The organism is Candidatus Tisiphia endosymbiont of Metellina segmentata (assembly GCF_964030715.1).
Classification (GTDB): Bacteria; Pseudomonadota; Alphaproteobacteria; order Rickettsiales; family Rickettsiaceae; genus Tisiphia.
Genome location: NZ_OZ034919.1, coordinates 818,653 through 837,177, shown reverse-complemented (window position 1 = coordinate 837,177; position 18,525 = coordinate 818,653). Strand labels below are relative to the sequence as shown.

The window sequence follows — 18,525 nt, the reverse complement described above, 5'->3', positions numbered from 1 at the left end:
ATAATTAGGATATTATTATGATAGCATTTCCAAAAGATTATAGCTTTAGTGAAAGCGAAAGAAAATGGCAAAAATTTTGGCAAGAACAAAAAATTTATCTTTGGGATAAAAATGAAACAAGACAAAATAGTTTTGTAGTAGATACTCCGCCACCAACAGTCTCAGGACAACTGCATATAGGACATGTTTATAGTTATACCCAGGCGGATTTTATTGTCCGTTTTAAACGGATGTTAGGTAAAAATATTTTTTATCCAATCGGTTTTGATGATAATGGTTTGCCTACCGAACGTTTAGTTGAAAAACAAAAGCAGCTAAAAGCAGCTAGTATGGCAAGAGAGCAATTTATTGAAATATGTAAAGAAGTCGTTATTTCTGAGGAAGAAAAGTTTCGTTCATTATTTAATCAAATGGCTTTATCGGTTGATTGGACCTTAGAGTATCAAACAATTAATCCGTTATCACGAAAAATATCACAAATGTCATTTTTAGACTTAGTCGATAAAGGAGAAATTTACCGCAATAATCAACCAATATTGTGGGATACAGTTGATCAAACGGCTTTGGCTCAGGCTGATATCGAAGATCAAGAAAAAACCTCAATGATGAATGACATAATTTTCCAGACCAATAAGGGTGAGAAGATTATTATTGCTACCACTAGACCAGAATTGTTAGCAGCGTGCGTTGCGGTATTTTATAACCCAAATGATGATAGATACAAACATTTGCAAGGGCAATTTGCCATAACACCGCTATTTGATGTTAAAGTACCTATTTTAGCAGATGATTTAGTGCAAATAGATAAAGGAACTGGGCTTGTTATGTGCTGTACTTTTGGTGACGTAACCGACATAACTTGGTGGAGAACGCATAATTTACCTATGAAGATTATTATAGATAAAAAAGGTACGATAGATTTCCCAGCCGAATTATCAAATTCATCTTCTTATAATCAGATAAATGGCCTAAAAATAAAAGATGCTAGAAGTAAAATTATTGAAATCTTAAAAGAGAAAAATTTATTAATTAAACAAGTAGAAATTACTCAAACAGTAAAATGTGCTGAACGTTCAGGGGCGCCACTAGAAATACTTACAACACCTCAATGGTTTGTTCGTACGATAAAACATAAAGACATTTTAATGCAACGAGCAAATGAGATTAATTGGTATCCCCAAAATATGAAAATTAGGCTTGAGAATTGGATAAATAGCCTATCATGGGATTGGTGTATAAGTCGTCAACGCTATTTTGGCGTGCCATTCCCTGTTTGGTATTCTAAAAGAATTGGTGAAGTAGGCAAAGCTATATTTCCAGATATAACCCAACTACCGGTAGACCCAACCCAAGATTTACCAATTGGCTATTCGCGAGAAGAGGTAGAGCCAGATTATGACGTTATGGATACTTGGGCTACTAGTGCCATCTCGCCGCAATTAAGTAGTCACGGTATATCTGAAAAGTTTAATATAGATGCTGAGCGTCACCATAAATTATTTCCAGCTGATTTACGTCCGCAAGCTCATGAAATTATTAGGACATGGGCTTTTTACACAATACTTAAAGCTCAATTGCATGAAAATACCCTGCCTTGGAAAAATATCATGATTAGTGGATGGTGTCTTGCATTCGATCGTAGCAAAATGTCAAAATCTAAAGGGAATATTATTGTACCACAAAAATTGCTAGAGCAATATGGTGCTGATGTAATGCGTTATTGGACTTCTAAATCTAGACTTGGGGCAGACACTGTTTACTCTGAAGACGTAATGAAAAATGGCAAGAGGCTTGTTAATAAATTATGGAACGCTGCTAAATTTGCTGCTATTCACTTCGATAAATTAGACTCACTAGATAAAAATGCTGAAATATCTGATATAGAAAGCAAGATTTGTCATAAGTTTGACCAGTGGTTAATAGTTAAACTAGTTGAGTTAGTAAGCAAAATTGAATCAGATATGCAAAGTTATGAGTATGCCAATGCTGTGGATTTGATAGAAAAGTTTTTTTGGTCAGTATTTTGTGATAATTACCTCGAGATAACTAAAACCCGAGCTTATAATATGGATGGTTCAGATAATAAAGGGCAGTATAGTGCCATAATAACCTTATATCATTCTATAAAAATCTTGCTTAAATTATTAGCTCCTTTCCTTCCACATATAACAGAAGAAATTTGGCAAATTTTGTATAGTACAAAATCTATACATACAAGGGGCAACTGGCCTCAAATCAAAAATTTATCTTTTCCGGTAGAACAAACTCAGCCTGATAGACTTGTTAGAATACTAGACTTGGTTAGAAAAGCTAAAGCAGAAAAGAATTTGTCAGTCAAAGCTGATATTAAGCTACTAGAAATTATAGGAGAAAAACTTTCTGATGAGTTAATAATAGATCTCAAAAACGTTACGTCTGCTCGTACCATAGAATTTGTTGAGCAATTTTCATCAACAAATCAAGTATTAAAGAATGGCGATGTTGTAATTAATGTAATATATACTCAAATGCTTTGAAAAATTAATAAATCAATGTCTAAGTTTTTAGAGTTTAACATAAATAAAATTAGTATAGTTAGCTTTTAGTGAGATTAAACAAAATGACTACCGTTATCTACCTAATAGGTAAACCAGGGACTGGCAAGTATACTATAGCAAAGGAAATAGCAAAAGCTGGCTACAGCATATGTGACAACCAGCATATCAATAATCCTATTTTCTCACTTCTAAATTATGATGGGTTGACTCCTATTCCAGAATTTGCTTGGGATACAATTAAACATATACGAGATGGTATTTTTAATTTTCTAAGCCAAGAAACTTATAATAACTATGTTCTTACTAATTGTCTCTATGAGATTGATGGTGATCATAAGATTTTTAATCAAGTACAACAGCTAGCATCGAGCCGTAAATCAACATTTATTCCTGTAAAATTATTGATTTCAGAAGAAGAAAATATTATGAGAATTCAACAACTAGATAGGCTGCTTCGTTACAAATCAATCGATATACAAGATGTTTATCCAAAATATCCTTTGATTCAAATTTCTCATCCTAATTTATTTGAGCTTGATGTTACACTCCTTCCTGCTAGTGAGGCTGCAAAGAAAATTTTGCAGCATGTTAGGTTATATACTCAAATGCTTTGAAAAATTGATAAATCAATTTACAAATTTGCTGTGTAATATTTTAGGGTTTCCTATGATACTATATAATTTATTTTTTACCTTTATTTATTATGATACAAAATTTTATTTGTTACAATATAAATTGTATGATAACCTAAATATTAGGAAACTTTAAAAGGTTACGGCGGCATAGTTTATGACTACAAATCAAACAGGACAAAATAAAGTTCTTTGCCTTTCAGGTGGTGGGGTAAAAGGAATAGCTGAGTTAGTTGTACTAGCGAAAATAGAAGAAATAACCCAGCAACCTATATCTAAATTATTTAATATTATTTCTGGCACTAGTGTTGGTGGGTTAATTGCAGCCTTATTGACAATTCCTAAAGAAGAAGGATCAACAGAACCTCGTTATTCAGCTAAAGAAGTTTTGGAATTATTTGAAAATACTGCTCCTGAAATCTTTCCTCAAAGCTGGTTTAACTGGGGAATAATAAAACACAAATATAGTCAAGAACCTTTGAAGAAAATGCTAGAAAAGCATTTAGGGGATAATAGATTAGATGATAGTCTATGCCGTCTTATTATACCAGTTGCTGATTTGAATGAAGGAAAGAATAGTATGAAGATCTTTGACAGTCATGATAAACATAGTCCACATGTTAGAATAAAGGATGTGCTTCTTGCAACTACAGCAGCCCCAACCTATTTTAAAGCTGTTATTAATGAAGAAGCTGTAAGAGATTATGATTATGCTGCGGGTAAGCCTTATGCTTTTGCCGATGGTGGTCTTGGTGCTAATCGTCCAGCTGCTACAGTGCTACAAGTGCTTAAAGAAGGGCTTAGTTATCATGAACAAGCAGACATTATGGAACGCACTATGATTTGTTCTATCAATTTTGGAAAAGGTGAGCAAACAAAAGCCCAAATACCATCACCTAATTTTGATGGAGCATTAGGGTGGTTAATTAATGGCTTAATTGATACACTTATGAAAAATGACGAAGAAGCTGATGTAAATGAGGTTAGGTTAGATCTAACAGGTAAAGGACAAAATACAGAGATATGGCTTCCTATTCCAAAAGAATGTAGCAAATTAGACAATTCTAGCCAAAATAATATAGCAAAGTTAAAAATAGTTGCTGAGCAATATTTGGAAAATAATTCCAAGTTAGTACAAGATCTGTGTGATAGGTTAAAAGCTGATTGGAAAGATAATCTTGAGCAATCTGAAATCTCAAATGCACTGGTAAGTTCTGAGGTTAATGATGAAGGGTATGAAAGTGATAGCAACTCAGACTATTCTGATATAGTGGTGGCTACTGCAGAACCTGAAGTCTTAAATGCAATGGTAAGTAGTGAATTAGAATCTAGCAATACTGTAGTGACTAATGAAAAAATAGATACTACTGTAATTAGTGAGAAATTTACAACAACACTTCAGTGGATTAAAGAGTTATATGCAAAGGATTCCAAATGTGCATTAGAATATTTAGAATATGTTAATAATGTATCTCCTGAAGAGTTAGATCTTACTACAATTGCATCACTACCTGAAGAAGTACAGAAAACCGTTCAATGGATTGTAGGGTTAGATACAGAGAGTCGTTCAGAGCTATTAGAAAATATTAAGTCATTAATAATTAGTACCTCTCATGATTATAAGTATAATATTTCTTGTGTTCAAGAAGTGACTAAACTTGAGGGACAGGATACACTATACGAGCATGCTGACGACTTAGTTGACTGTTATTAGAAAGTAAAAAATGCATTACTTTGCCAGTCGACCGACTTTTAAATTTCTCTGATTGCAGACTTTAAGCTTTTGTTGTATGTTACATAAAAAACTCTAAAGAATAATGGCAATATCTATTAAAGAACTTGAAGAAATTATACGTTATAGTTTTCCAAATGCCAAAATAAAAATTGTTGATTTAGCTGAAGATCAGGATCATTATTCCTTAGAAATACAAGATGATGCTTTTCTTGGAATTAGTCTAATTAATCAGCACAAGATGGTAAAAAAAGCTTTAGCAGAAATACTGAATAATAATAAATTACATGCTATCACCATAAAAACTACCAGTTCTCCATTAAATATAGTCAAATAATCATACACCTGCATTCCCAACATTAGGGTAGTTATTGTTCTATACTACTATCATAAGCAAAAGTTAGTGTTACAGTTGTACCTATACCTATTTTACTTTGTAGATCAAATTTACCTCTCATTAGTTCAACCAACTTTCGAGTGAGTGGTAAACCAAGACCAGTCCCTTGATATTTTCTGCCAACGGCACTATCAATTTGACCAAATGTTGAGAGTACTTTTGGAATATCTTTCTCATCAATTCCTATACCAGTATCTATAACTTGCACATAAACTAGTCCTTGAGATTCATTTTTTTCAGCATGAATTGTTATAGAACCTAATGCGTTGGTGAATTTTATAGAATTAGATAAAAGGTTAAAAAATACTTGTTTAAGCCTTTTGGGATCTGCTTTTATAATAATATGATCTTTTGGTAGTTTTTCAATTAATGCTACATTCGCTTGGTCAGCTCTTGGTTTCATTATCCTTATAGTAGAAGTAATTAATTTATTTAGGTCTAACTCTACAAAATCAACTAATAGCTTGTCAGCAGATGCTTTTGACAAGTCTAATATATCGGTTATTATACCTAGTAAATGCTTGCCTGCGTTATGAATATCTTTTACATAAACATCATGTTCCTTATTGTAAGGTGTAGACATCATAATTTCTGAAAAACCTATAATAGCATTTAGAGGGGTACGCAGCTCATGACTAACATTGGCAAAAAATTTAGTATGAGCAGAACTTTCATTTCTAACCTTAGTTACTGCTTCCTCTAATGCTTTATTAGCCTCAAATTGCCGGTCTATAATTTTTTGTGCATAATTTGTGTTGCTCATAACTATAACTAAAAATATTACCAAAATGATAACAAAAGTTAATAATACTTTTCTTTCAAGCTCTATAATACTTGCCCATAAACTAGTAATATTGGTATGTATCTCTAATACACCATCAACAGGATAGTTCAATGGATCACGGTTTATTATTGGGATATAACTTGTTATACAAGATGCTTTCTTTACCTCCCCTGATATATGTAACATGGCTCTAGGAATTAATAGATGAGTTGTTATCCCTTTAAAAGCTTTGTTAAAGGCTTGTTCTATACTCAATTCTTTTAAAAAATATCTATCAATTTTGGTAAGAATTTTTTGATACAGAGTATCTTCAGGAAAATTCATGTGACTTGTTACTTGAATTGGCGAACTAGTTATAATTTTATTACCTTGTAGATCATATAAAGAAATATAGGCATTAAGATTAACAAAAATATCAACTGAAGTAGTTGCAAACCTAATAAAATCTGTATCTTGTAATAAATTTATATAACCAAATTCATGTATCTTATCTACAGCAGTTCTATTCCTATCCCAAACATTTTTTGTATAAACATCAGCTATTTTAATATTTGTTTCTCCGACTTGCTTTAAAATCATTTCTTCAATAATGAAGTAACGATAGTAAATCATATTTACAATAATGTTTATAAATAAGCCAATGGATGACAGTCTAACAATATATTTATTTTGAATCATTAGGTTTGCACATATATTACTTACACATATAGACACAGGACAATATTAAAGTCATAACTAATAGCTGATATTTCCTTTGTAACCTTATCATTCCTAATCACACGAATTCTCATAGGCGTCAACTTAAGAATCTAGCATGTCATTGCGAGGAGACCATAAGGTCGACGAAGCAATCTATATGACAAGTTTCATGGATTGCCACGCTCACGTACGTTCGCTCGCTAATAGACGGTTTAAGCCTTACAACAACGCTTCGCTAATAGATGATTTTTTAACTTTCAACAGTTATGCCCAATTACCCTACCCATTGTATACTACTCGTAAATGAAGAGTTGGTAGACGATAGTATAACTTCAAGAAGAGCTAGCAGTAGTAAAGCCGAGCTGCTAGGCGTACATTAGTACGTGAGCAACTTCGATCTTTAGACACGACGACGCCAATTCTTGAAGTTCACCGAGTATACCCTTTATTTTTTCAATTCATTGCTACTTTTATTAGTCAAGATTAATCCCATAATTAAATCATAAGCTCTAGCAAATTGATAATCTTTTTTATAAAGATCAGATAATTGTTCTAGAGTATTTTTTGGTTTGGTATTTTTTGTAGTATCATCTGTTTTCTTAATAAGTTCTTTATTTTTATCTGTAGTATCTACTTTTTTATCATCATTTTTATTATTATCGTTTTTTAGATAATTCTTTAGAGAAGATTCAGAAAATCTCTTATCTATTGATTTTGTTTCGGGATACTTAACTTCTGCCATCTCAACCACTATGTCAGGTTCAATACCCTCTGCTTGAATTGAACGACCACTAGGAGTGTAATATTTAGCTGTTGTAAGCTTTATAGCAGCTCTAGGACTAATTGTAGCAAAGCTTTGCACGGACCCTTTACCAAAAGATTTTGTTCCAAGTATTACTGCTTTTTTATGATCTTGCAATGCACCAGCTACGATTTCTGCAGCTGAAGCAGAACCAACATTAATAAGAGCAACAATCGGGACAGATGGTGCTTTTTCTGCAAATTTATTGCTAGTCAATACCGAGTTACTATTTTTGCTTCTGCCTTTGGTAGTAACGATTACCCCAGAATCAATAAAATATTCGCTAACCGCAACAGCCTGATCTAACAAACCACCACCATTATTACGTAGGTCTAAGATAATACCTTTTAGACCATTCTTACTTTCATTTTTTAAAGTTTTTATAGATTTTTTTAATTCTGCAATAGTATGTTCATTAAAACTCCCTATCCTTACGTAAGCGATATTATTTCTTTCTAAATGGGCTTTTACTGGTGTAATTGTAACTATTTCTCTAGTAAGTTCAAGTTCCTTTGGCTTGCTTTCACCTTCCGTGATTACCAATAATTTTACCTTTGCCCCTGGTTCTCCACGCATCTCTCTGACCGCTTTATTAAATCCCAAATTTGATACCAACTCATCATTAACCCCCACAATATAGTCTCCAGCTTTTATACCTGCCTTATAAGCTGGTAAATCATCAATAGGGGAAATGACTTTGATAGCACCATTGTCATACTGCACTTCAACACCAATACCTCCAAATTCTCCTTTAGTGTGGTCAAGAAAATATTCTAGATCCTCATCAGTAATGTAGTTAGAATGAGGATCTAGCGAAGTTAACATGCCTTCTATAGCTGCATCAGTCATTTTTTGTTTTTCAGGATCTTGGACATAGTCTCTATTAACACGTTCAAAGATATCTTGGAATTGTTTTAAATAAGCTGAATTTGGTAATTCTTTCTTCTTTACTTCTTCAGCAAATGTTATATTAGAAAAAATGATAGAACTTGATAATAATATTGTAATTAAACGTAAGAACATAGTACTCCTGTAATTTATAAGTAGTTGGTAGATGACACAATTTTAAATATCTAGATTGTTTATAATAGTATCCATTTTAATTAAAGCCTGATCATAAATAAACTGGAAACGTTTTTCTGGTTTCTTGCCCATAAGATTGTCTACCATCTTAGCAATATTATCAAAATCATCTATAGTAACTTTTAAAAGTGACCTATTTTTTGGATTCATTGTTGTTTCTTTTAACTGAGCTGGCATCATTTCCCCCAGTCCCTTAAATCTACCAATGTCTATTTTAGCTTTACTATTTTTTAATAATCTAGCAGTTAAATCAGTCTTTTGTTGATCATTTATTGCATAGTAAGTTTTATTAGACTGTGTTAGTCGATAAAGTGGTGGTTTTGCAATATATAAATGACCCGATGATACTAGCTTTGGCATACGAAGGTAAAAAAACGTCATTAACAGTGAGGCGATGTGAGCTCCGTCAACATCAGCATCTGTCATAATTATTATTTTTTCATAACGTAAATTTTCTTCTCGGTAATTTTTAAGGCTACCGCATGCTAGTGCCACTTCTAGATCTTGAATTTCTTGATTATTAGTAATCTTTTCTAGAGTCGCATTGGCAACATTTAGGATTTTGCCCCGAAGAGGCAAAATAGCTTGTGTTTCTCGATCCCTTGCCTGCTTAGCTGATCCTCCAGCTGAATCTCCCTCAACCAAAAATAGCTCCGTCCCATTAGGAGACGTTCTTGTACAATCGGCTAATTTACCTGGTAGTCGCAATTTCTGTGTAGCAGTTTTACGTAAGGTATTTTTTTCATTACGCTTATTTATTCGGAATTCAGCAATATTGACTATATGCTCAACTAATTGGTTTGCGGCTACTTTATTACTGCTTAACCAATGATCGAAATGGTCCTTAATAATGTTTTCTACTATTTTATTAACCCCTAGTGAAACCAATTTTTCTTTTGTTTGTCCTTGAAATATTGGATCTTGGATAAATATAGAGAGAACAATAGAAGAAGTTTCAAGAATATCTTCAATAGTAAGTAGAGTTGTTTTTTTATTACCTATCATCTCGCCGTATATTTTTAAGCCGCGAAGTAATGCATTACGCAAACCTTGTTCATGAGTTCCACCAAGGGGGGTGGGAATAGTGTTACAATATGATTGTATGAAGGGTTGGTATTCATTTTTATTCCAAGCAATTGCCCATTCCACTTTTACGTGATCTTGATCCCAATCAATATTACCACAAAAAATCTCTCCACTAACTAAATCGTCATGATTTATTTTTGATATTAAATAATCCTTCAAACCATCTGGAAAATGGATCAGGGCTGTTGTCGGTACATCACTTTTAGTCTCAATCTCACATTGCCACTCTATCATTACTCCCCTGTACAAATAGGCTTTTGATTTAGCTAATTCGTATATTTTTTTAGGAGAAAAACACGATTTTTCACCAAAAATTTCTAGGTCAGGATGAAAGTGTATAGATGTTCCCTTTAATTTTTTTGCAACATCTTCGCTTTCTAAATCATTCAATTTATGCCCTTTAGAATAAGATTGCTTAAATAATTTACCCTGCTTGTACACTTTAACTTCTAAATAGTCAGATAAAGCATTAACAACAGAAATACCAACTCCGTGTAATCCACCTGCTGTTTGGTATACATTATTCGCAAATTTACCTCCCGAGTGGAGCTGAGTTAGAATCACCTCCAAAGCAGATTTTTCAGGAAATTTGGGGTGATTATCGACAGGAATTCCTCTACCATTATCAGAAATAGTGATACTGTTATTCACATGCATTTTTATGGTTATAATGTTAGCAAAACCAGCAACAGCTTCATCCATAGCATTATCCAGTACTTCCGAAACAAGATGATGCATAGCATTTTCGTCTGTTCCGCCAATATACATACCAGGACGCTTGCGTACAGGTTCAAGCCCTTCTAATACTTCAATATCTTTTGCAGTATATGAATTATTAATTTTAGGCTTTTTATCATTAAAACTAAATAGATCAGACATATTATGGTATTAACTTACAAGTTTTTGGGTAAAATTTGTGCAAAAGGTGAAAGCCACTACTATAGAGCCTTTTGCACTATTTTGAAAGATAGAGAAAAGCAAGCAAACATACAGCAACTGCCTGAAATATAACCCGTAGTGACATTAATTTTGAGCTAAATTTTTTATCAAATTTCCCACCAATAGCCATAGAGACAATCCCTATCACTAAGACTAATGTAGTCAAGCTTAAAGCAATTAACGTATATATCATTAAAATTCCTCGAAAGAGTTATTATAACCTATTCATAAATAATATAAAATCCGAAAATTAATTATCTTTCGTTCAAGAGATTTATTGCATCTATACAGGCAAATGTGGCAATTTTTGTTATCTCACTTGCTGACGCTCCCATTTGTACTATTTGTACCGGATATTCAAAACCATTAATTATTGGTCCTATAAAAACACCTCCAGCTAATTCTTGTAACAATTGTGTTGATATTGCAGCCGAATGTAGACCGGGCATAATTAATACATTAGCAGGACCTGATAGCCTACAAAACTTATATGAATTACGATTAGGGTTCAGAGCAACATTAGCTGACATTTCGCCATCATATTCAAAATCTAGACTCATACTATCTAAAATTCTAACAGCTTCCCGTACTCTATTTGCCTTTTCTCTCATTGGATTACCAAAAGTTGAGAAGGAAAGTAGTGCAACCTTTGGTGTCATTCCCATATTTTTTGCTATATTAGCAGTCTGCAAGGTTATTTCCACAAGATCTTGCTCATTTGGCAGTTCAGCCACACTATTATCAGCAATAATTATATTATGCTCCTTGGCAATCAGAATGGAATAACCTAAAATTCTGTTATTTTCTTTGGCTTCCATTACCTTCATAATATCCTCTAAGCTACTATAATAGCTCTTTGTTACACCAGTAACCATACAATCAGCATCGCCACAAGCTACCATGATAGCTGAGAATATATTTTTATCACTTTTAACTAGTCTAGCACAGTCACGGTATAAGTAACCTTTACGCTGTAACCGGCTATAAAGAGTATCTATATATTTATCAAGATTTTGGTTAATAGCAGCATTCATTATGGTAATACCATCTAAATCATAATTCATACCTATTCTATTTAAAACAGTAGATATTTTATCAGATCTACCAACTAGGATAGGATGAGCATACGAAGCATCCCGCATACTCATAGCAGCTATAATTACCTCTTCCTCCTCACCTTCAGCAAAAACTATTCTTTGAGGTGTTGATTGTTGAATTCTCTCAAATAATAGATTCATGTAATGAGAGGTAGGATTTAACCTACTTTCCAGCTCCTTTGCATAATTCTTAACATCAAATTCGGTAATTTTAGCAACCCCACTATCTATAGCAGCTTTAGCTACCGCTACCGGAACAGTGGTAATTAATCTTGGATCAAATGGTACAGGAATTATGTAATCTGGACCAAAAAACATTTTTTTACCAGGATATGCTTTATAAACTTCATTCGGAACAGCTTGTCTTGCTAATTCAGCTAAAGAAGTTGCTGCCGCTATTTTCATTTCCTGATTAATAGTAGTAGCTCTAACATCTAAAGCTCCACGGAAAATATATGGAAATCCCATAACATTATTAATCTGATTATTATAATCAGAGCGTCCAGTAGCAATGATTGCATCGCTTCTAACTAGCTGTATATCCTCCGGAGTAATCTCTGGGTCTGGATTAGCCATGGCAAAAATGATAGGATTTGCAGCCATGCTAGCTACCATTTCTTTAGATACTGTTCCTTTAACAGATAAACCAAGGAATACATCGGCTGACTTCATAGCATCACTCAGAGTTCTAAGATCGGTCTCGACTGCATATAATTCTTTCCATTTGTTCATGCCTTCTTGCCGACCTTGGTAAACTACCCCCATTTTATCACATAGTATAACATTTTTTTTGTCTACACTAAGAGCAATTAGTAATTCAATGCAAGCAATTGCCGCTGCCCCTGCACCACTTACGACAATTTTTAGACTATCAAATGAACGATTGGTAAGATAAGCTGCATTAATTAAACCTGCAGCAACAATAATAGCCGTGCCATGCTGATCATCATGAAAAACAGGTATCTGCATACAGCTTTTTAATTTTTCTTCAATTATAAAACATTCAGGAGATTTAATATCTTCTAAATTAATGCCTCCAAAACTATAATTAAGATATTTTACTGCATTAACAAACTCATCAGGGTCAGTCGTATCTATTTCAAGATCAATAGAATTGATATCCGCAAAGTTCTTGAATAAAACGGCTTTTCCTTCCATTACGGGTTTCGACGCAGCTGCACCTATACTACCAAGGCCAAGAACTGCCGTACCGTTAGTTATTACAGCAACTAAGTTACCTCTAGCAGTATATTTATAAATATCATCTATATTTTTCGCAATTTCAAGACACGGAGCTGCTACCCCTGGCGAATAAGCCAAAGCCAAGTCATGTGCAGTATCCAAAGGCTTAGTTGTCACAATAGCAATTTTGCCTGGCTTACCTTTTTGATGATATTCTAAGGCTTTGAGATAATTTATTTTATTCATTTCACCCATGATGTTATTCCTTCTTAATTACTTCAAGTGTTTATTAACCTCAGTTTTGGATTAAAATTTTTAATTTTAATCCAAAACTGGTTAAAATATCAGAAAAATGCATTCTTGAAACGGTTCTACGAATGCATTTTAATCTATTATCGCTAATAATCTTATTTTTATTGGTATAAAAATAAGATTATTAGCAAATGAAATATTTAACAATCAGGCGTCAAACCGCTTTAAGCCTGATTGTTTACATTCTCATTCCAATTTCGGATTAATTTCATTAATCCGAAATTGAGTTTATTAGTTATATCATCCACATAAGAACTGACAATGATACTATTGAAAAAAGTGTTGTGAACGTAATGATTGATGCCATAGATTCCGGATCACCACCAAGCTGGCGTGATAAAACATAAGCCGTGCTAGCACACGGCAGACAGCTATACAGGACACCAACTGATTTAGCAGTACCAGTTATTGACATTAGTGACAACACAATTATTGTGACAACAGGAAAAGCCACTAACTTAACAAAACTAGTAAGCAATACATTTTGTAAAATAGCACCACGCATAAAAAATTTGAGACTTGCCCCAACATTTAGCATGCCTATAGCTAAAGCAGAGTTGGACAGGCTAGATAAGGTTTTTTTTATACCAAGATGTAATTCTAAACCAGAATAATTAAAAAGAAATCCAATTATACTAGCTATAATCAAGGGATTTTGTACTATCAATTTAAGTATCAATATAAAGCTAGCTTTAGGCGACTTAGCTACTGAACTATCAGGGATATAACGTGCAAAAATCATTACTGATATGATATTAGTAAAAATGATCATATAGGATGAAATCACAGATACTATAGCAAGTCCCTCCTGACCCAAGAGAGGACTACTAACACCAAAAAATATATAACTATTAAAACGTATTGCACCTTGAAAAGTTGAAGTAAACTGAACCTTGTCAAAATTGGTTTTCTTCTGATAGATAATTAAAGCCAAAGAAATAATAGAGGTGGAGATGATTAATGCAAATACCAGTTTTATTATAGACAATGCATTTAAATCGGCTGCATATATATTATTAAAAAGCATAATAGGGAAAAGAAAAAAATATGATAATTTCTCTAATCCTCGCCAAAATTCTTCAGAAGTCAACCATTTCCTTTTGATAATACTACCAAACAAGGGAATCAACAAAACAGGTAATGTACTAGAGAAGATTTCGTTCATCAGTTTACAATTATCCCAATTAGCAATTGCTAGACAATTAGCAATTGGCTGTAAATATTATGTTATACCCCAATTCGGCATAAGAATTTGTCAATTCTTATGCCGAATTCGCGTGTTATGATTAAAATTTTACCTCGCATAATATCAGAATTTGATTGCAAATCAAGACGTATACTCAAATGACCCTTTGAGTATCAATCAAATTTCTTGATTATTTTGCTTAAATCTTATAGAACTCATAGGGAAGTCTAATGAAGATCCTAAGATGAGGGAGCTATTTTTATTGTATGTACCTAAATTAATTATATATAAAATACTTAGTGGAATCAAATATTCTGATATACTCGATGAAAATCAAGAATTGCGTTGTCGTCTTCAGGGTTCTTCGGTGCTCACGTACTAAATGTACGCTCCGCTCCTCGACCCTTCGACTCCTAGCACTTCATGATTTTGATCTTCGTCTATCAACTCTTCATTTACGAGTAGTATATATTCTAGTAAACTTAAATTATTTTTAGACCGTGATGAATCATAACATAGTTAACTTGGTAGCTGCCATTGTCTTGTCCCTTGGTATTATTTTTGGATGGCAATATTTTTACGATAAACCAAGATTACAAAAATTAGAACAGCAAAATAAAATATATAATAAGCAAGTTCAAGAGTTAAAGAAAAAGAATGTTCAAGTAGAAGCCTCTAAAGAAGCTGAATCCTTTGTTGCTACCAAGAGAATTCAGATAAACTCAGAATTACTTTCTGGATCAATTTCTTTAAAAGGTCTTCGATTTGATGATTTAATCTTGTTGAAATATAAGCAGGATTTATCACCAGATAGTAAACCTGTGGTGTTATTTGCTCATTCTCAGTCAGAAGAAGCTTATTTTGCTGAAATAGGTTGGTTTAATAAAGATAACAGTACTATCCTTCCTGATAGCGAAACTCTTTGGCAGGCTGATAATGATGAGTTAACTCCTGAAAAAGCTGTAAATTTATCATGGACTAACAAAGATGGGGTTAAATTCTTGGTTACTATCAGCATGGATAGTAATTACTTGTTCACCATAGATCAAACTACGGTAAATGATAGTAAGCAGCCAATATCAGTTCAGTATTATGGACTAATTAACCGTAAATATACTGGCAAAGAGAAAGTGGCTAATATCCTGCATCAAGGACCAATTGGTGCTATTGATGGTAGGCTTAAAGAACATTCCTTTGATGACTTAAAAGATAAAAAGACTGAAAAATTTCCGCAAGGCGTTGTTGATTGGATTGGTATAACAGATAAATATTGGCTAGCTTCCTTAATTCCGGATAAAATTAGTAAGTATAGTTCTAATTTCAATTGTGTAATAAAAAACGGTATTGAAAAATATCAGGTTGACTTCATTTCACCAACTCAAACTATAGAAGTAGGAAACAAATTTACTATATCACAAAGATTATTTGCCGGAGCAAAGAAAGTTGATTTATTAGATAAATACGAAAAGCAATATAATATTATGCTATTTGACAGGGCAATTGACTTTGGTTGGTTTTATATAATCACTAAGCCAGTTTTTAATGCTATGAACTTTTTCTATCACTATGTTGGTAACTTCGGTATTAGTATCTTGATTGTAACTGTTATCATAAAACTGCTAATGTTTACTCTAGCTAATAAATCATATCGTTCGATGAAAAAGACAAAAAATCTTCAGCCTGAAGTCGAGAGAATTAGGGCTTTATATGCTGATGATAAAATGAGGCTTAACCAAGAAGTTATGGCATTGTACAAAAGAGAAAAGGTTAATCCCATAGCTGGTTGTCTCCCCCTTATTGTACAAATCCCAGTATTTTTCTCAATTTATAAAGTGTTAAATGTAACTATTGAGATGCGTCAATCACCATTTTTTGGTTGGATAAAAGATTTATCTGCTCCAGATCCCACAACAATTTTCAACTTGTTTGGATTACTGCCATTTACGTGTCCAAGCTTCCTGATGATTGGTGTATGGCCCATTTTTATGGCTCTGACTATGTTTCTACAGCAAAGGATGAGTCCAGAGCCAGCTGATCCAGTTCAAGCTCAAGTAATGAAATTTATGCCGCTGGTTTTCTTAGTAATGTTTAGTAGTTTTCCAGCAGGATTGCTGATTTACTGGTCTTGGAATAACATTTTATCGATAATTCAACAATATTACATCAATAAGTTAGACAATAATGTCGGTTGATAAGGTTACAAAACTTTTCCGTCAAGAAGTAAAATTCATCGCTGGTGTGGCAAAAATAAATCAGTTTCCTAGCATATTTTTGCCAGAAATTGCATTTGTCGGCAAATCAAATGTTGGCAAGTCAAGTTTGATTAATAGTATATGTAATAATTCAAGTCTTGCTAGGGTGTCTAATACCCCTGGTCGTACTAGGCAAATAAATTTTTTCTCCCTTGCCGATAAACTTATTTTAGTTGATCTTCCTGGATATGGCTTTGCAGAAGTACCAATATACATAAGGCAGCAGTGGGAAATCTTAATAGCCTGTTATCTCAGAACGAGTTTAAACCTCAAATTAGTAAATTTATTGATTGATGCTAGAAGAGGAATAAAGCAAAATGACGTAGAGATTGCTAAATTATTACTTTCTTGTAATAAAAATTTTCAAATTGTTTTTACAAAGTCGGATAAGGTAACACATAGAGAAAACCTAACGACGTTAACACAGAATTTTCTTGCAACTTTAGGCTACTCCTGTAATGTAATTTATACAAGTAGCAGGAGTAAAGAAGGTGCAAAAGAATTGCAGTTTAATTTGGCAAAATGCATTAAATTATAAAGAAAAGGAGGGGAAAGGTTTTGCCCGTGTCAAAGATACTAGCCTAATTAAAGACATAATAAGACGTAGTAGTGAAGTTAGAGACCAAGTCATGGTATTTAAGCTACCGTCATTAATTATTGATGATGACAAATTGTTAACGAATTTTGCAGAGGTAATACAGTTACTTGACAGTTGTGGCATTAAAATCTTTATAGTTCATGATCATACTAATTTGGTAAATGATACGCTAAAATTGTTTGGCTGTGATGAAAAATTTATCAATAATATTAAGGTAGCCGATTATAAAAGCTCGCAGATTATGGAAATGGTTCTGTCTGGCTATATTAATAAGCGTATAGTTTCAAAGCTCTGTAGTTTAGGTTGTTATGCTATTGGTATTTCCTGCAAAGATGCTAATCTTATTCAAGCTAAAAAATCAAAATTATCACATAGGAGAGACAGTAATCAAGCTGTAATAGATATTGGGTTTGTCAGTGAACCAGTTATAATAAACCCTGAGATTTTAATAAATTTTGAAGATAGCAACATTATTCCTGTTATAACACCAGTAGCTAGTGATGAAAAAGGCAATACTCATCTACTGGATGTAAATCTGACGACCTCGATAATTGCTTCCTCATTAGATGCAGATCATTTAGTATTATTATGTGATGGGATAGAGTTTGCCGGAGAGAAGTACATACGAGTAAGGGATATTAATGTATTGAAAGAGATGTTGAATAATACTGTTGATCCTGAAAAAGTTAGCTTGCTTGAAGCAGCTTTAAGTGCTACTCAAAACAGTAGCAATTATGTACATTTTCTCAATTCGGCTTTCCCTGATTCGATATTGTTAAGTATGTTTATAAGTAAAGAATATGAGTGACCCCCAATTTGGGATAAGAATTAGTTAATTCTTATCCCGAATTCGCGTAGTGAGTTATAGATTTAATTTTTGGTAAAAAAGCAAAAGAGAGGTAATTTATGTCAGGCAGTTTAGTATCAGACCCGTTATTTGTCGGTTTAACAAGACCTGCAATGATATTTGGTGTGAGTATAAAATTTGCAGCACTTAATATGATTATATCTATGTCATTATTTATTCAAAGTAATAGTGTTATGAATTTGCTTGTTGCTTTTGTGATTCATATGATAGGGTATGTAATATGTTTTAAAGAACCAAGATTTATAGAATTGCTTTTAAATAAATCTTCTAAATGTAGTCAGTGTCCTAATAAATCATTCTATGGAGCGAATTCATACGGTATCTAGGTTTTATGAGCAA

The 18,525-nt window shown here is 33.1% G+C and carries 14 protein-coding genes; 8 read left to right on the top strand and 6 right to left on the bottom strand.

Going from position 1 to position 18,525, the window contains the following annotated elements; translation table 11 throughout:
* Positions 1-17: 17 nt before the first annotated feature.
* The 4 genes from AAHM80_RS04300 to AAHM80_RS04285 all read left to right on the top strand — a co-directional run bounded on the left by AAHM80_RS04300 (position 18) and on the right by AAHM80_RS04285 (position 5,238).
* On the top strand, positions 18-2,516 hold the full coding sequence (locus AAHM80_RS04300) for a valine--tRNA ligase (protein ID WP_342259373.1): 2,499 nt from the start codon (positions 18-20) through the stop codon (positions 2,514-2,516).
* An 83-nt stretch (positions 2,517-2,599) separates the two neighbouring features.
* A complete protein-coding gene (locus AAHM80_RS04295) occupies positions 2,600-3,151 on the top strand; it encodes a hypothetical protein (RefSeq protein WP_342259372.1) in 552 nt (183 codons plus the stop codon).
* 175 nt (positions 3,152-3,326) lie between these two features.
* Positions 3,327-4,883: a patatin-like phospholipase family protein gene (locus tag AAHM80_RS04290; protein ID WP_342259371.1), complete on the top strand. Its 1,557-nt coding sequence runs from the start codon at positions 3,327-3,329 to the stop codon at positions 4,881-4,883.
* A 103-nt stretch (positions 4,884-4,986) separates the two neighbouring features.
* Positions 4,987-5,238 carry a BolA/IbaG family iron-sulfur metabolism protein gene (locus AAHM80_RS04285; RefSeq protein WP_342259370.1) on the top strand — a complete coding sequence of 84 codons (252 nt, stop codon included), beginning with the start codon at positions 4,987-4,989 and terminating at the stop codon, positions 5,236-5,238.
* Between the two features lie 31 nt (positions 5,239-5,269).
* Here the strand turns inward: AAHM80_RS04285 and AAHM80_RS04280 are convergent, their stop codons facing one another.
* The 6 genes from AAHM80_RS04280 to AAHM80_RS04255 form a co-directional block, all read right to left on the bottom strand.
* Positions 5,270-6,760 (bottom strand): HAMP domain-containing sensor histidine kinase, encoded by a 1,491-nt coding sequence (locus AAHM80_RS04280; protein WP_342259369.1) that lies wholly within the window; start codon positions 6,758-6,760, stop codon positions 5,270-5,272.
* 466 nt (positions 6,761-7,226) lie between these two features.
* A complete protein-coding gene (locus AAHM80_RS04275; protein ID WP_342259368.1) occupies positions 7,227-8,606 on the bottom strand; it encodes a S41 family peptidase in 1,380 nt (459 codons plus the stop codon).
* 42 nt (positions 8,607-8,648) lie between these two features.
* Entirely contained in the window at positions 8,649-10,631 is a 1,983-nt protein-coding gene (gene parE, locus AAHM80_RS04270) for a DNA topoisomerase IV subunit B (RefSeq protein WP_342260386.1), read from the bottom strand.
* A gap of 76 nt (positions 10,632-10,707) precedes the next feature.
* A complete protein-coding gene (locus tag AAHM80_RS04265; protein ID WP_341747906.1) occupies positions 10,708-10,884 on the bottom strand; it encodes a twin transmembrane helix small protein in 177 nt (58 codons plus the stop codon).
* Between the two features lie 61 nt (positions 10,885-10,945).
* Positions 10,946-13,225 (bottom strand): NADP-dependent malic enzyme, encoded by a 2,280-nt coding sequence (locus tag AAHM80_RS04260; protein ID WP_342260385.1) that lies wholly within the window; start codon positions 13,223-13,225, stop codon positions 10,946-10,948.
* Positions 13,226-13,517: 292 nt separating this feature from the next.
* The gene (locus tag AAHM80_RS04255; protein WP_342260384.1) at positions 13,518-14,447 is read right to left on the bottom strand and encodes an AEC family transporter; all 930 of its coding nucleotides are present in this window, start codon (positions 14,445-14,447) and stop codon (positions 13,518-13,520) included.
* Between the two features lie 524 nt (positions 14,448-14,971).
* Here AAHM80_RS04255 and yidC point away from each other — a divergent pair.
* From yidC to AAHM80_RS04235, 4 genes are all read left to right on the top strand, one after another.
* Complete coding sequence (gene yidC, locus AAHM80_RS04250) at positions 14,972-16,660, top strand: membrane protein insertase YidC (RefSeq protein ID WP_342260383.1); 1,689 nt, start codon at positions 14,972-14,974, stop codon at positions 16,658-16,660.
* Positions 16,650-17,258 carry a ribosome biogenesis GTP-binding protein YihA/YsxC gene (gene yihA / locus AAHM80_RS04245; RefSeq protein ID WP_342260382.1) on the top strand — a complete coding sequence of 203 codons (609 nt, stop codon included), beginning with the start codon at positions 16,650-16,652 and terminating at the stop codon, positions 17,256-17,258. The genes yidC and yihA overlap by 11 nt, the downstream gene beginning before the upstream one ends.
* The gene (locus tag AAHM80_RS04240; protein ID WP_341751515.1) at positions 17,212-18,126 is read left to right on the top strand and encodes an acetylglutamate kinase; all 915 of its coding nucleotides are present in this window, start codon (positions 17,212-17,214) and stop codon (positions 18,124-18,126) included. The genes yihA and AAHM80_RS04240 overlap by 47 nt, the downstream gene beginning before the upstream one ends.
* 98 nt (positions 18,127-18,224) lie before the next feature.
* Positions 18,225-18,512 carry a VirB3 family type IV secretion system protein gene (locus tag AAHM80_RS04235; protein WP_341747912.1) on the top strand — a complete coding sequence of 96 codons (288 nt, stop codon included), beginning with the start codon at positions 18,225-18,227 and terminating at the stop codon, positions 18,510-18,512.
* The last annotated feature ends 13 nt before the right edge of the window (positions 18,513-18,525 follow it).

Bases quoted from the DNA above. Each gene is read 5' to 3' on its own strand.
- yidC (WP_342260383.1), top strand. From the start codon at position 14,972: ATGAATCATAACATAGTTAACTTGGTAGCTGCCATTGTCTTGTCCCTT.
- AAHM80_RS04285 (WP_342259370.1), top strand. From the start codon at position 4,987: ATGGCAATATCTATTAAAGAACTTGAAGAAATTATACGTTATAGTTTT.
- yihA (WP_342260382.1), top strand. From the start codon at position 16,650: ATGTCGGTTGATAAGGTTACAAAACTTTTCCGTCAAGAAGTAAAATTC.
- AAHM80_RS04265 (WP_341747906.1), bottom strand. From the start codon at position 10,884: ATGATATATACGTTAATTGCTTTAAGCTTGACTACATTAGTCTTAGTG.
- parE (WP_342260386.1), bottom strand. From the start codon at position 10,631: ATGTCTGATCTATTTAGTTTTAATGATAAAAAGCCTAAAATTAATAAT.
- AAHM80_RS04275 (WP_342259368.1), bottom strand. From the start codon at position 8,606: ATGTTCTTACGTTTAATTACAATATTATTATCAAGTTCTATCATTTTT.
- AAHM80_RS04300 (WP_342259373.1), top strand. From the start codon at position 18: ATGATAGCATTTCCAAAAGATTATAGCTTTAGTGAAAGCGAAAGAAAA.
- AAHM80_RS04295 (WP_342259372.1), top strand. From the start codon at position 2,600: ATGACTACCGTTATCTACCTAATAGGTAAACCAGGGACTGGCAAGTAT.
- AAHM80_RS04290 (WP_342259371.1), top strand. From the start codon at position 3,327: ATGACTACAAATCAAACAGGACAAAATAAAGTTCTTTGCCTTTCAGGT.
- AAHM80_RS04280 (WP_342259369.1), bottom strand. From the start codon at position 6,760: ATGATTCAAAATAAATATATTGTTAGACTGTCATCCATTGGCTTATTT.
- AAHM80_RS04235 (WP_341747912.1), top strand. From the start codon at position 18,225: ATGTCAGGCAGTTTAGTATCAGACCCGTTATTTGTCGGTTTAACAAGA.
- AAHM80_RS04255 (WP_342260384.1), bottom strand. From the start codon at position 14,447: ATGAACGAAATCTTCTCTAGTACATTACCTGTTTTGTTGATTCCCTTG.
- AAHM80_RS04260 (WP_342260385.1), bottom strand. From the start codon at position 13,225: ATGGGTGAAATGAATAAAATAAATTATCTCAAAGCCTTAGAATATCAT.